Below are 12,800 nucleotides of genomic sequence, written 5' to 3' on the forward strand. Positions count from 1 at the left end.
CACTTGTCAGGCTACTGAGCCGTCTGAAAAAAAGCAGCCATCCGGCTGCTTTTTTTATCAGGTGCGCAGGCCGCGTCCGCGCTGGATCAGCGTGTAGACCAGAATATAAAACACCAGGATAAAGGCGATCAGCACCGACAGGGTAAACACCAGCGGCACATCGTTGATGCCGAGGAAGCCGAAGCGGAAACCGCTGATCATATAAACAATCGGATTCAGCTTTGACACCGCCTGCCAGAACGGCGGCAGCAGCGTCAGCGAGTAGAATACCCCGCCCAGATAGGTCAGCGGCGTCAGCACGAAGGTCGGGATCAGGCTGATGTCGTCAAAGGTGCGGGCGAACACCGCGTTCAGCAGCCCGGCCAGCGAAAACAGGATCGCCGTCAGCAGCAGCGTCAGCGCCACCATCGACCAGGAGTGGACGTGGAACGGCACGAAAAACAGCGAAATCGCCGTCACCAGCACCCCGACGCAGAGACCGCGCGCCACGCCGCCGCCGACATAGCCGGCGATAATGATATGCGTCGGCACCGGCGCCACCAGCAGCTCTTCGATATTGCGCTGAAACTTGGCGCTGAAGAACGACGAGGCGACGTTGGCGTAGGCGTTGGTGATCACCGCCATCATAATCAGACCCGGCACGATAAACTGCATATAGCTAAAGCCGTGCATATCGCCGATGCGTGAGCCGATCAAATTGCCGAAAATAATAAAATAGAGCGTCATGGTGATCACCGGCGGCACCAGCGTCTGGATCCAGATGCGGGCGAAACGGTTAATCTCTTTGGCCCAGATGCTCTTCAGCGCCACCCAGTACAAATGCGTCATGCTCTCACTCCTTTGCCCTGCACCAGGCTGACAAACAGCTCTTCCAGGCGGTTCGCTTTATTACGCATGCTCAGAACCTGCACGCCCTGCGCGCTGAGCTGGCCGAACACGCTGTTCAGACCCTGCTCGCGCATCACTTCCACTTCCAGCGTCGCACCATCCACCAGTCGATACTGAAACCCTTCCAGCGTCGGCGGCGCGCTGCCCGGCGCGAGATCGAGAATAAAGGTTTCCGACTGCAGCTTGGCCAGCAGCCCCTTCATCGAGGTGTTCTCCACCAGCTCGCCGCTCTGGATAATGCCGATGTTGCGGCACAGCATCTCCGCCTCTTCCAGATAGTGCGTGGTCAGAATAATGGTGGTGCCCTTTTCGTTCAGCTCTTTGAGGAAGGTCCACATCGAGCGGCGCAGCTCGATATCGACTCCCGCCGTCGGTTCGTCGAGGATCAGCAGCTTCGGCTCATGCATCAGCGCGCGCGCGATCATCAGACGGCGCTTCATGCCGCCGGAGAGCATGCGCGCGCGCTCGTTGCGCTTGCCCCAGAGATCGAGCTGCGTCAGGTACTTCTCCGCGCGCTGCTGCGCGTCGCGGCGCTCAACGCCGTAGTAGCCCGCCTGGTTAACCACGATCTGCAGCACGGTCTCGAACGGGTTGAAATTAAACTCCTGCGGCACCAGACCCAGCTGGCGTTTGGCGTTGACCACCTCTTTCTCCAGGTCGTAGCCGAACACGCGCACGCTGCCGCCTGATTTATTCACCAGCGAACTGATAATCCCGATGGTGGTCGATTTGCCCGCGCCGTTTGGTCCCAGCAGCGCATAAAAATCGCCGGCTTCGACGTTAAGATCTATGCCTTTCAGCGCCTGCACGCCGCCGGAATAGGTCTTGGTCAGCCGGGAAAGTTCCAGTGCATAAGTCATTCCGAATCCATATCCTGTTTTAATGTCGGTGTGTCGCGATGGACATAGCGAGCCGCTGGCTGACGCGATGTCGCCGCAACGTTGCTACTTATGATGAGCCACCCTGAGCGTAAAATCTTCCTGGATGGGCACTTTTTTGCGGAGGTGAAGGCTGAACTCCTGAATCGGAGCACAGCCTACACCAGGCTGACGCGGTCAGCCTTGGAAGATTGTGCGGTCAGGCTCAGGATTCGAGCGGCACCACTTTGCCGATATAGGGCAGATGACGATAGCGCTGGGCGTAGTCGATGCCGAAGCCGACCACGAACTCGTCAGGAATGGCGAAACCGACATACTCCACCTGCACCTCGACTTCGCGTCGCTCGGGCTTATCCAGCAGCGTGCAGATGGCAAGGGACTTCGGTTCGCGCAGGCGCAGGATCTCGCGCACCTTGCTCAGCGTGTTGCCGGAGTCGATGATATCTTCCACAATCAGCACATCTTTGCCGCGAATATCTTCGTCGAGATCCTTAAGGATTTTCACGTCGCGCGAGCTGGACATGCCGCTGCCATAGCTGGAGGCGGTCATAAAATCGACTTCGTGGGGCACCTCGACGGCGCGGCAGAGATCGGCCATAAACATAAAGGAGCCGCGCAGCAGCCCGACCAGCACCATCTCGCTGCCGCTGTCGCGATAGCGCTCGGAAATCTCTTTACCCAGTTCGGCAATGCGCGTCGCGATCGCCTCTTCGGAAATCATCACTTCAACAGTATGTTTCAAAACCTGTACTTCTCGTTGATTTTAAAGGGATCGTTCATCCTCAGCAGCGGATGAACAGAGAGAACCCGCTCAGACCTGAGCGGGGCGATTCGCAGGAGAGTATCACAGCTTGCCAGACGCGGCGAGATGCAGCGCGACGCCGCGGGCGACCGCAGGGTGAGCGGAAGGTATAAACTTAGAACTTACCGGCCTTTAACAGAACAATTCGCTACGTGTTAGCCTGTGCTCAACATATCCTTACCTTACATCTGCCCTGAGCAGGAGATCCCATGTCCCATAACTCCAGTAAAAAAAACCATATTGGCGATCGCAAGCTGCATCCTGAAACCCAGATGCTCAACTACGGCTACGATCCGCGCCTGTCGGAAGGCGCGGTCAAACCGCCCGTCTTCCTGACCTCAACCTTTGTCTTTAACAGCGCCGAAGAGGGCCGCGACTTCTTCGATTACGTGGCGGGACGTCGCGAGCCGCCGGAAGGCAAAAGCGGCGGCCTGGTCTATTCGCGCTTCAACCATCCCAACAGCGAGATCGTCGAAGATCGGCTGGCGATCTATGAAGAGGCGGAGAGCTGCGCCCTCTTCTCGTCGGGCATGTCGGCCATCTCCACCACGCTGCTGACTTTTGCGCGTCCCGGCGATGTGATCCTGCACTCGCAGCCGCTCTACGGCGGCACCGAGACGCTGCTGAGCAAAACCCTGCACAACCTGAATATCGAGCCGGTGGGCTTCAGCGACGGCACCGATGAGGAGAAAGTGCGCGCCGCCGCGCAGAAGGCGCTGAGCCTCGGCCGCGTCGCGCTGATCCTGATTGAAACCCCGGCCAACCCCACTAATAGTCTGGTGGACATCGCGCTGATTGCGCGCATCGCCGACGAGATCGGCCAGCAGCAGGGTTCGCGCCCGGTGGTCGCCTGCGACAACACGCTGCTCGGCCCGCTGTTCCAGCGTCCGCTGAACTTTGGCGCCGATATCTCGCTCTACTCGCTGACCAAATATGTCGGCGGCCACTCCGATTTGATCGCCGGCGCGGCGCTGGGCAGCAAGGCGCTGATAAGCCAGGTGCGTTCGCTGCGCAGCGCCATCGGCACCCAGCTCGATCCGCACTCCAGCTGGATGATCGGCCGCTCGCTGGAGACGCTGTCGCTGCGTATGGAGAAGGCCTGGCAGAACGCCGAGGCGGTGGCCGCCTTCTTACGCGGCCATGAGAAGGTGGCGAAGCTGCAGTGGCTGCCCTACCTCGACGAAAACAGCGCCGAAGGACGCACCTTCCGCCAGCAGTGTAGCGGCGCCGGCTCGACCTTTTCGTTCGATATCGTCGGCGGACAGCCCGCCGCGTTCCGCTTCCTTAACGCGCTGGCGCTGTTTAAACAGGCGGTGAGCCTGGGTGGCACCGAGTCGCTGGCCAGCCATCCCGGCAGCACCACCCATTCCGGCGTGCCGGAGGCGGTCAGAGAGCGCATCGGCATCAGCGACGCCACCATTCGCCTCTCCATCGGCATTGAGAACGCCGGCGATCTGATAGAGGACATTCGCCTGGCGCTGGCGCAGGCCTGATTAGCCGACGCTGAAGCCCAGCATCATGCCGGTGTCTTCATGCTCCAGCAGATGGCAGTGCGCCATATAGGCGTGTTCGGCGGCGGCGCGGTGGTCAAAGCGCACCAGCACTTCGCTGCGCCAGCCGTCGACATTGACCATATCTTTCCAGCCCTGACGGTGCGGCGCAGGCGGCTTGCCGTTTTCCGACAGAATGCGGAACTGCGTGCCGTGGATATGAAAAGGATGCAGCATCTTGTCGCCTTCGCCAGAGATGGTCCATTTTTCCAGCTGGCCGGGCGTGACGTTGAACATCGGCTTTGCCATGTTAAAGGCCTGGCCGTTGATCTTGTTGCCGTTGTGGAAGTCATAGCCTGCGCCGTGCGCGCTATGCATCCCCGCCATATCGTGGCCCGCCATATTCATGGTGTCGCCGCCGTTTGACGGCATGGCGTGATCGCCGTGCGACGCGCCCATCGCTTTATCGCCGTAGCGCTGCATCAGCGCGGCCATGCCCTGCTGATCGAGCTGCGGATCCATCATCAGCTGCAGCCAGCGCGCGTTGGCGCCTTCCGCCGAGGGCACCGGCGGCAGCGTCACCAGACTATCCGGCAGCGTGGCGCTCGCCATCACGCGCAGCGGCAGGATCTGCACCAGCGGCAGCGGCTGGTCGAACGGTGCCAGCGTCATGCCCATCTGCTCGACCGGCAGCGTGACGATATCGAAGCTTTTGCCGTCGGAGGTATCGACCATCACCTCGAAGCGCTCGCCCGGCAGCAGCGGCAGCGAGGCGACCTTGACCGGCTCCGCCAGCAGGCCGCCGTCGCTGCCGATCACATAGAGCGGACGGTTGTCGCTGGCGGCGATATGCAGCGAGCGCGCGTTGCAGCCGTTCAGCAGGCGCAGGCGCAGCCAGCCGCGCGGCACCGCCTGCTGCGGATACTGCACGCCGTTGGTCAGCATCATGTCGCCGAACCAGCCTACCGCGGCGCTCATGATGTCGAGCTGGTAGTCAATGCGGCCGCCGTCCTGCGTCAGTCGCTTGTCCTGAAAAATCAGCGGCACGTCGTCCGATCCCCACTGTGACGGCAGCCGCAGCTTGTCGGTTTCCTCGTCCTGCAGTAGGATCAGCCCCGCCAGCCCCTGCGCCACCTGATGCCCGGTTTTGCCATGCAGATGCGGGTGGAACCAGCAGGTGGCGGCGGGCTGATCCGGGGTAAAACTCACCTGTCGCGTCGCACCGGGTTCGATACGCGCCATCGGCCCGCCGTCGACGTCGCCGGGGATCGCCAGCCCGTGCCAGTGCAGCGTGGTCGCTTCCGGCAGTCGGTTAAGGATATTGACCGTCGCCGGTTTGCCGCGCCGCAGCACGATGGCTGGCCCCAGCAGCGCGCCGTTGTAGCCCCATGTCGGCACATCCTTGCCCTGCCACTGGCTGGTGCCGGTCATGGCGGTGATCTGGATCTGCCCGCGCGGATCGGGCTCCAGCCGGGAAGGAACCGGCAGCAGCGGACGGCTGGCGGCCATCAGGGAGCGGCTCCAGAGCGGCAGCGCCCCGGCCGCGCTCAGCGCTGCGGTCAGTTTAAGAAAGTGGCGACGATGCATAGCTTATTCATCCGTGTGATAAGAAGCCTACAGCCTAAACCCTTCCCCTGCGGGAGGGTCAAGCCTTGATAGCGGAAACGCCTGAAAAAAGTGCTGGCGCCGGCGGCAGCGGCAAAATAATCGGAATCCTGCCAGTCACTCTGTGCTATCGTCACATGATGATTAATGAGTGAGAATGATTATGAAGAAAAGCATCAGGATCCTGTTACTGGCAGGACTCTTTGGCTTCTCCTCCACCAGCTTTGCCCTGAGCGAATCCGAAGCAGAAGATCTGGCCGATCTCACCGCGGTGTTCGTTTATCTGAAAAATGATTGCGGCTATCAGGACCTGCCTGATGCGCAAATCCGCAAAGCTCTGGTGTTTTTCGCCCAGCAGAACCGCTGGGATTTGAGCAATTACGCCACCTACAATATGAAGGCGCTCGGCGAAGCGAGCTACAAAGATTTGAGCGGCATCGCCATCACCAACGACAAGAAGTGCAAGTCGCTGGCGCGTGACTCCCTCAGCCTGCTCGCCTACGTTAAATAATCTGCGCCCCGCCTCTCTGCCGATCATTCGACCGTGCATGCACGGTCACTCCTGGTTATGATGTGCCGCTCTTTTTCATGGCGACGTCAGCAGAGAGGAGCCCACCATGGCGCACAAAGAAATGTGGTATGAAACCCTTCATGCCGGTTTCGGACAATATTTCACGGTCGACAACGAGCTTTACCGGGAAAAGACCGCGCATCAGGATTTGATCATCTTCGAAAACGCGCAAATGGGCCGCGTAATGGCGCTGGACGGCGTGGTGCAGACCACCGAGCGCGACGAATTCATCTATCACGAAATGATGACGCATGTGCCGCTGCTGGCGCACGGCGCGGCGAAGCGCGTGTTGATTATTGGCGGCGGCGACGGCGCGATGCTGCGCGAGGTTTCGCGTCATCAGCAGCTGGAAAGCATTACCATGGTAGAGATTGACGCCGGCGTGGTGACCTTCTGCCAGCAATATCTCCCCAACCATAGCCAGGGCGCGTATAACGATCCGCGTCTCAATCTGGTAATCGACGACGGCGTAAACTTCGTCAGCCAGACGCAGGAAAAATTCGACGTGATCATTTCCGACTGCACCGATCCTGTCGGTCCGGGCGAGAGTCTGTTCACTTCGGAATTTTATGTGGGCTGTAAAAAGGCGCTGAACCCCGGCGGAATTTTCGTGGCGCAAAACGGCGTCTGCTTCCTGCAGCAGGAAGAGGCGGTCAACAGCCATCGCAAACTGAGCCACTATTTCAGCGACGTCAGTTTTTATCAGGCGGCGATCCCCACCTATTACGGCGGCATTATGACCTTCGCCTGGGCAAGCGACAATGCGGCGCTGCGTCAACTCGATCTCGCCACATTGCAGACGCGTTTCGCTGAGGCTGGCCTGCCGTGCCGCTACTACAATCCAGCGATCCATGTCGGCAGTTTCGCGCTGCCGCAATACCTGCTGAACGCCCTTTATAAGGAGGTGAACCAAATTGCAAAAGCTTAAACTGCATGGCTTCAACAACCTGACCAAAAGCCTGAGTTTTTGTATTTACGATATTTGTTATGCGAATACTGAAGCCGAGCGCGATGGCTATATCGCCTATATCGACGAGCAGTACAACGCCAATCGTCTGACGGAGATCCTGACGGAGACCTGCTCGATCATCGGTGCGAACGTGCTGAATATCGCGCGCCAGGATTATGAACCGCAGGGCGCCAGCGTCACCATTCTGGTGAGCGAAGAGCCGATCGATCCCAAAGATATCGACAACTCGGAACATCCCGGCCCGCTGCCTAATTCCGTGGTGGCGCACCTCGATAAAAGCCATATTTGCGTGCACACCTATCCGGAAAGCCATCCTGAAGGCGGCCTCTGCACCTTCCGCGCCGATATCGAAGTTTCCACCTGCGGCGTGATCTCTCCGCTGAAGGCGCTGAACTACCTGATCCACCAGCTGGAGTCCGATATTGTCACCGTCGACTATCGCGTGCGCGGCTTTACCCGCGACGTCAACGGCGTAAAACACTTTATCGACCATGAGATTAATTCGATCCAGAACTTTATGTCGGAAGATATGAAGGCGATGTATGACATGGTGGACGTAAACGTTTATCAGGAAAATATCTTTCACACCAAGATGTTGCTGAAGGAGTTCGATCTGAAGCACTACCTGTTTAATACCCGCCCGGAGGATCTCAGCCCGACCGAGCATAAGCGGATTACCGACCTGCTGTGGAAGGAGATGCGCGAGATTTACTACGGCCGCAATATCCCGGCAGTGGGGTTGAAGACGGTGTGATTATTAAGCGCGCGATGCCAGATAATGACGGCAGGCGCGCGCTTTTTTATATTGGAGTTTAGGTTTATGGGTGCTAATGGAAGAGATTGATTTCTAAGCTGCCTGTACGGCAGTGCACCATGAACCACAGGCCGCGCTTCACGCACAGCTTTTCTAAGCTGCCTGTACGTCAGTGAACTGCTACCTTACCAAACTAACCTACTCATATCTCAATAAAAAACAGCAATATTAAAGCTATACCCTTTTATTTGGCACATGTTCCCACGCCTTGTTTTTCAATAAGTTATATCCGACCGCCAAAAAAGGGTGTGAAAAAGTATTCCTGACTAAAAGCCCAGGCGGAAATGCCTCTCACTCTCGCAAAAAAAAGTAGGATGGCACGTGTCAGCGCCAGCGCTTAACCCCACCCACACCCAACAGACGCACGATATTCTCCGCGCATCTCTCTTATTGAGTCCAGCAAGTGAAAAAAGGACGCAGCCTGTTCAGCAAACCTAATCCGTCAGCGTCAGCGCAATGCCGCGCTCGCGCAGCGTGCGGCACACCTCATCGTCTAAGCGGCTGTCGGTCACCACATCGGTCAGCTCATCCACCGGCGCGGCGCAGAACAGCGACCAGGAGCCATATTTGCTGCTGTCCGCCAGCAGGATACGGCGCCCCGCATTTGCCAGCAGATCCCGCTTCAGCCCGGCCTTCTCTTCTGTCGGCGTGGTAATGCCGCGCTCCAGGCTCCAGGAGTTGCAGCTGACGAAAGCGATATCGGGGTTGATGCTGCGCAGCAGATGACGCCCGTGCTCGCCGATACAGGACTGGCTGGAGTCGTCGATGCGGCCGCCGATGATGGTCACTTCAATCTGTTTGAATTCGGACAGAAACAGCGCGATATGCAGATCGGCGGTGATCACGCGCAGCGGCAGATGCGTCAGCTGACGCGCCAGCTCCAGCATGGTGGTGCCGGCGTCCAGCACCACCGCGTCACCCGACTGGACAAAGGTGGCGGCGTGATGGGCAATCGCCTGCTTCTCCGCCAGATTGCGCTGCATCTTCTCCAGCGTGGTGGGCTGCGCCGGAATAAAGCGATTCAGCGTGACGCCGCCGTGGCTACGGCTAATCACCCCTTCCTTATCCAGCTTAATCAAATCACGTCGAATGGTTGCCGGCGAGGCGGAGATCGCACTCACCAGCTGATCAACAGTCACCAGATTATGGCTTTTCAGATAGTCCATAATCTGGTCAAGGCGACTTTGTCCCTTCATATTTCCCTATGCTAGCTGCATCGCGAGTTTAATGGAGATCGCCATGCTCTCAGACTTCGCTTTTCCTGTCCATGCGATATCAAAAGCGGTACCGTGGTCCGCAGAGGTGCGGATAAACGGCAAACCGGCAGTGATGTTAACACCGTCGTAAAAACCAAGAAGTTTCAACGGGATATGCCCCTGATCGTGATACATCGCCACCACAATATCATACTGCCCTTCCTGACACTGCAGGAACACCGTATCCGGCGGACAGGGACCGAAAACCTCGATGCCCTGCTCCTTCATCGCCTTCACCGCCGGCGCGACGGTGGTGATCTCCTCGTCGCCGAACAGGCCGTTTTCGCCGGCGTGCGGGTTGACGCCCGCCACCGCGATACGCGGCTTTTCAAAGCCGACGCGGCGCAGGAAGGTGTCCGCCATGCCGATCACCGTTTTAATGCGCGTCTGGTTCAGCGTGTCGAGGAATTTGCGCAACGCGATATGGGTGGTGACGTGAATGACCTTTAGCTTATCGGTGTAGAGCACCATCGCGTAATCTTTGGTGTCGGTCAGATGCGCCAGCAGTTCGGTGTGGCCGGGATAGAGATGACCCGCCGAGTGCAGCGCCTCTTTATTCAGCGGCGCGGTGGCGATCGCCTGCACTTCGCCCGCCAGCGCCAGCTCGGTGGCGCGCTTAACGCAGCGCCAGGCGAGATCGCCCGCCTGCTTCTGCACCACGCCGGGCTTCAGAGTGTCTGGATCGGCCAGCGGCTCATCGATCACGTTGATGATGCCCGGCGCAAAATGCGCCTCTTTTACGCTATCCAGCACGCGCAGCTCAACCTGCGGCGTAATATTCAGGGCAAGGATGCGACGCAGCGTCGCCGCGCATCCCACCACCACCGCTGGCGCGCCGTTAAGGTCGCCTTCCGCCAGCGCTTTGATGACGATCTCCGGGCTGATGCCCGCCGGATCGCCCATGGTCACCGCAATAATTTTACTCACTCGACTTCTCCTCAATAAAACGAATGGCTGCTACCAGGGTGTTTTCGTCGCCAAAACCGCCCGCTTTGGTCATCACCGGCAGGGTAAATTCACTGTTAAGCAGGACGCCGTGCGGCACGCAGCCCGCCACGATGCCCTGAATCTGAAAGCCGCTGGCGCCCAGCGCCTGCGCCACCGCAATCGCCACGTCGCCGCCGGAAAGATAGAGCCCGGCAGGCCGCTGCGCGCGGCAGATGGTCAGGATCAGCTCGCCTAAAAACCGGCAAATCGCCTCACCAAGCTGCTGACGCGTGATCTGCTGCTGCTGACAAAGCGCGTCGATCTCATGCCGCTGATCGGCGCGCTGACAGGTGCGGAGCACCGTATGACGCCCGTCGCGCAGCGCGGCGATGGCTTGCGCGGCCCACTGTTCGCCGTCTGGCCAGCGCGGCAGGTCAAACAGCTGGCGGATATCCACCTCCACCAGCGTAATCTCTCGCTGTGCCGCCAGCCGGGCGATCTGCTGCTGCGCGCTGGCGCTCATCGATCCGATGGCCGCCAGCACCGGCGCGGCGTCACGTGCGGCAAGCTGCGCGCCGAGCGCGTCGCTCAGACCGGCTGCGCCGACCAGCAGCGGGGTGTCGTCAAGCTGCGCGGCAGCGGCCAGGATGCGTGCGATATCGCTTTCGTGCTCTGCATCGATCACCACCGCGCCCTCTGCCTCAGCCAGACGCGCAGGAAAGCGATCGCTGCGCAGCGTGGCGAGATCGATTTCACTGCCGTCGATCCCCAGCTGGGTTAAGACGCGTGCGCTGATCACCGGCGTTTTCGGATCGCTGGCGTATTCGGTTTCGAGCAGCGGCACGCCGTTCACCCGCACTTCACCGCCAAGCGTGACGCGCCCCAGCCGCGGCACGGCAGGCACAATCAGCGCCCGCTGTTTGCCGCTGGCGGCCAGCGCGGCGCGCACCTCTGCGCCGATGTTGCCGCGCAGCGTGGAGTCGATCTTTTTAAACAGCCAGCCCTGCGCAATAAAGGCCTGATGCCGACGCACCACCGCTTCCGTGCGCGCGGCCGCCTCTTGCGCGCTGAGGGCACGGCTGTCGGTGCTGATCACCCAGACGTCGGCGGCGTCTGCCTCCAGCGGCGTCTCGCTGCTGAACAGCACATGCACGCGCGCCCCCGCCTGGGCCAGTCCGCTGCCCGCGTCGTTGGCGCCGGTAAAATCATCCGCGATCACCATCACCGGCGTTTTCCAGGACTTCTGCGTCATTTTCTCTCCCGATTCGGCTCTGTGCCGCTGTGAATGATTATATTCAATCATGATTGATTATATGTGAGCAAGATCAAATTAATCGAAATCAATATGCCCTATAAATTGAGGCACAGTAAGTGACAGACATCGCACTGACGTGAGCAAAACCAATCATTCAGTCTGGAACCGCAGTAATAAGGGTATGAAATGAACATCAACAGCACGGTAATTAGCGGCTATCAGGCGCTGAACGACATTAGCTATCTGCTGAAAGAGAAGGCCAGCGCGCTGCTGGTGACCGACAAGAATATTGAAACCATTCCGGCGGTGCAGGCGCTGATCGCCCAACTGAAGCAGCACATCGCCAGCGTTAGCGTGATCAACAGCGTGCCGCCAGAGCCGAGCCAGCACGACGTCGCGGCAATCCTGGCGGCGCTGCCCACGCGTGACGTGGATCTGGTGATTGGCGTCGGCGGCGGCAGCGTGCTGGATGTCGCCAAGCTGCTGTCGGTGCTCTGCGTCGACCACGCCCCGTCGCTGGAGGCGCTGCTGGCGGGCGAAAAACCGGTGACGCGCACCACCTCGCTGCTGATCCCGACCACCGCAGGCACCGGCTCGGAAGCGACGCCGAACGCCATTCTGGCGATCCCGGAGCGCGAAACCAAAGTTGGCATTATCTCGCCGGTAATGCTGCCCGACTTCGTGGCGCTGGTGCCGGAGCTGACCACCAGCATGCCGGCGCATATCGCCTCTTCCACCGGCATCGACGCCCTGTGCCATCTGATCGAATGCTTCACCGCCACGGTGTCGAATCCCGTCAGCGACAACTACGCGCTGATCGGCATGAAAAAGCTGTTCGCCAGCCTCGAAACCGCCGTTGCCGAGCCACATAACCTGCAGGCGCGGCTGGATATGCTGTGGGCCTCTTATTACGGCGGCGCGGCCATCGCCCACGCGGGCACGCATCTGGTGCACGCCATGTCCTATCCGCTGGGTGGCAAATATCATCTGCCGCACGGCGTCGCCAACGCCATTCTGCTGGCGCCCTGCATGACCTTTGTTCGTCCCTCCGCGGTGAGCAAATTCGCTCAGGCCTACGATCTGCTGCCCGACGCCGATCTCGCGCTGGACGACGAGGCGAAATCGCACGCGCTGGTGGCTTACTTCACCGCGCTGGTTAAACGTCTGCGGCTGCCCGCCAGCCTTGAAGAGCTTGGCATCGGCCCGGATCACCTGCCCTATTTAGTGGAAGCGGCGCTCGACGTGCAGCGTCTGATGAAGAACGTGCCCGCTGCCGTCAGCGCGAATGACGTCCGTGACGTCTACCTGACGTTGTTCCCTTCACACCAGGAATAAAGAGGATTG

The 12,800-nt window shown here is 59.6% G+C and carries 12 protein-coding genes; 5 read left to right on the plus strand and 7 right to left on the minus strand.

The genetic code is table 11. The features are described 5' to 3' along the window. Positions 1-57 precede the first annotated feature (57 nt). From MC269_RS15185 to hpt, 3 genes are all read right to left on the minus strand, one after another. Complete coding sequence (locus tag MC269_RS15185) at positions 58-828, minus strand: ABC transporter permease (protein ID WP_081138483.1); 771 nt, start codon at positions 826-828, stop codon at positions 58-60. Then, complete coding sequence (locus MC269_RS15190; RefSeq protein WP_081138485.1) at positions 825-1,748, minus strand: ABC transporter ATP-binding protein; 924 nt, start codon at positions 1,746-1,748, stop codon at positions 825-827. The genes MC269_RS15185 and MC269_RS15190 overlap by 4 nt, the downstream gene beginning before the upstream one ends. 223 nt (positions 1,749-1,971) lie before the next feature. Then, positions 1,972-2,508, minus strand: a complete 537-nt coding sequence (gene hpt / locus MC269_RS15195; protein WP_081138488.1) for a hypoxanthine phosphoribosyltransferase — start codon at positions 2,506-2,508, stop codon at positions 1,972-1,974. A gap of 269 nt (positions 2,509-2,777) precedes the next feature. Between hpt and MC269_RS15200 the strand changes: the two genes are divergently transcribed. Further along, positions 2,778-4,061 (plus strand): cystathionine gamma-synthase family protein, encoded by a 1,284-nt coding sequence (locus MC269_RS15200; RefSeq protein ID WP_239952900.1) that lies wholly within the window; start codon positions 2,778-2,780, stop codon positions 4,059-4,061. Here the strand turns inward: MC269_RS15200 and cueO are convergent, their stop codons facing one another. Then, positions 4,062-5,645 carry a multicopper oxidase CueO gene (gene cueO, locus MC269_RS15205; RefSeq protein ID WP_239952901.1) on the minus strand — a complete coding sequence of 528 codons (1,584 nt, stop codon included), beginning with the start codon at positions 5,643-5,645 and terminating at the stop codon, positions 4,062-4,064. A 181-nt stretch (positions 5,646-5,826) separates the two neighbouring features. On the opposite strand from cueO, the gene MC269_RS15210 reads away from it, so the two are divergent. The 3 genes from MC269_RS15210 to speD all read left to right on the plus strand — a co-directional run bounded on the left by MC269_RS15210 (position 5,827) and on the right by speD (position 7,958). Next, positions 5,827-6,174, plus strand: coding sequence for a YacC family pilotin-like protein (locus MC269_RS15210; RefSeq protein ID WP_081138496.1), 348 nt, complete (start codon positions 5,827-5,829; stop codon positions 6,172-6,174). A 106-nt stretch (positions 6,175-6,280) separates the two neighbouring features. Then, positions 6,281-7,162 carry a polyamine aminopropyltransferase gene (speE, locus tag MC269_RS15215; protein ID WP_239952902.1) on the plus strand — a complete coding sequence of 294 codons (882 nt, stop codon included), beginning with the start codon at positions 6,281-6,283 and terminating at the stop codon, positions 7,160-7,162. Beyond that, a complete protein-coding gene (speD, locus tag MC269_RS15220) occupies positions 7,149-7,958 on the plus strand; it encodes an adenosylmethionine decarboxylase (protein WP_239952903.1) in 810 nt (269 codons plus the stop codon). Before speE ends, speD begins: the two co-directional genes overlap by 14 nt. Positions 7,959-8,452: 494 nt before the next feature. On the opposite strand, the gene MC269_RS15225 is transcribed toward speD, so the two are convergent. The 3 genes from MC269_RS15225 to MC269_RS15235 are packed head-to-tail and all read right to left on the minus strand — an operon-like array spanning position 8,453 to position 11,453. Further along, positions 8,453-9,214 (minus strand): DeoR/GlpR family DNA-binding transcription regulator, encoded by a 762-nt coding sequence (locus tag MC269_RS15225; protein ID WP_239952904.1) that lies wholly within the window; start codon positions 9,212-9,214, stop codon positions 8,453-8,455. A 6-nt stretch (positions 9,215-9,220) separates the two neighbouring features. Continuing rightward, on the minus strand, positions 9,221-10,201 hold the full coding sequence (locus MC269_RS15230) for a D-threonate 4-phosphate dehydrogenase (protein ID WP_239952905.1): 981 nt from the start codon (positions 10,199-10,201) through the stop codon (positions 9,221-9,223). Then, a complete protein-coding gene (locus MC269_RS15235) occupies positions 10,194-11,453 on the minus strand; it encodes a four-carbon acid sugar kinase family protein (RefSeq protein WP_239952906.1) in 1,260 nt (419 codons plus the stop codon). Before MC269_RS15235 ends, MC269_RS15230 begins: the two co-directional genes overlap by 8 nt. Before the next feature lie 189 nt (positions 11,454-11,642). Here MC269_RS15235 and MC269_RS15240 point away from each other — a divergent pair, with 189 nt between their 5' ends. Next, positions 11,643-12,791 (plus strand): iron-containing alcohol dehydrogenase, encoded by a 1,149-nt coding sequence (locus tag MC269_RS15240; RefSeq protein WP_239952907.1) that lies wholly within the window; start codon positions 11,643-11,645, stop codon positions 12,789-12,791. The last annotated feature ends 9 nt before the right edge of the window (positions 12,792-12,800 follow it).

The organism is Pantoea sp. Z09 (assembly GCF_022394795.1).
Taxonomy (GTDB): Bacteria; Pseudomonadota; Gammaproteobacteria; order Enterobacterales; family Enterobacteriaceae; genus Pantoea; species Pantoea latae.

Excerpts from the sequence above, each read along its gene's own strand:
- MC269_RS15185 (WP_081138483.1), bottom strand. The coding sequence starts at position 828 with ATGACGCATTTGTACTGGGTGGCGCTGAAGAGCATCTGGGCCAAAGAG.
- MC269_RS15190 (WP_081138485.1), bottom strand. The coding sequence starts at position 1,748 with ATGACTTATGCACTGGAACTTTCCCGGCTGACCAAGACCTATTCCGGC.
- MC269_RS15200 (WP_239952900.1), top strand. The coding sequence starts at position 2,778 with ATGTCCCATAACTCCAGTAAAAAAAACCATATTGGCGATCGCAAGCTG.
- cueO (WP_239952901.1), bottom strand. The coding sequence starts at position 5,645 with ATGCATCGTCGCCACTTTCTTAAACTGACCGCAGCGCTGAGCGCGGCC.
- MC269_RS15210 (WP_081138496.1), top strand. The coding sequence starts at position 5,827 with ATGAAGAAAAGCATCAGGATCCTGTTACTGGCAGGACTCTTTGGCTTC.
- speE (WP_239952902.1), top strand. The coding sequence starts at position 6,281 with ATGGCGCACAAAGAAATGTGGTATGAAACCCTTCATGCCGGTTTCGGA.
- MC269_RS15225 (WP_239952904.1), bottom strand. The coding sequence starts at position 9,214 with ATGAAGGGACAAAGTCGCCTTGACCAGATTATGGACTATCTGAAAAGC.
- MC269_RS15235 (WP_239952906.1), bottom strand. The coding sequence starts at position 11,453 with ATGACGCAGAAGTCCTGGAAAACGCCGGTGATGGTGATCGCGGATGAT.
- MC269_RS15240 (WP_239952907.1), top strand. The coding sequence starts at position 11,643 with ATGAACATCAACAGCACGGTAATTAGCGGCTATCAGGCGCTGAACGAC.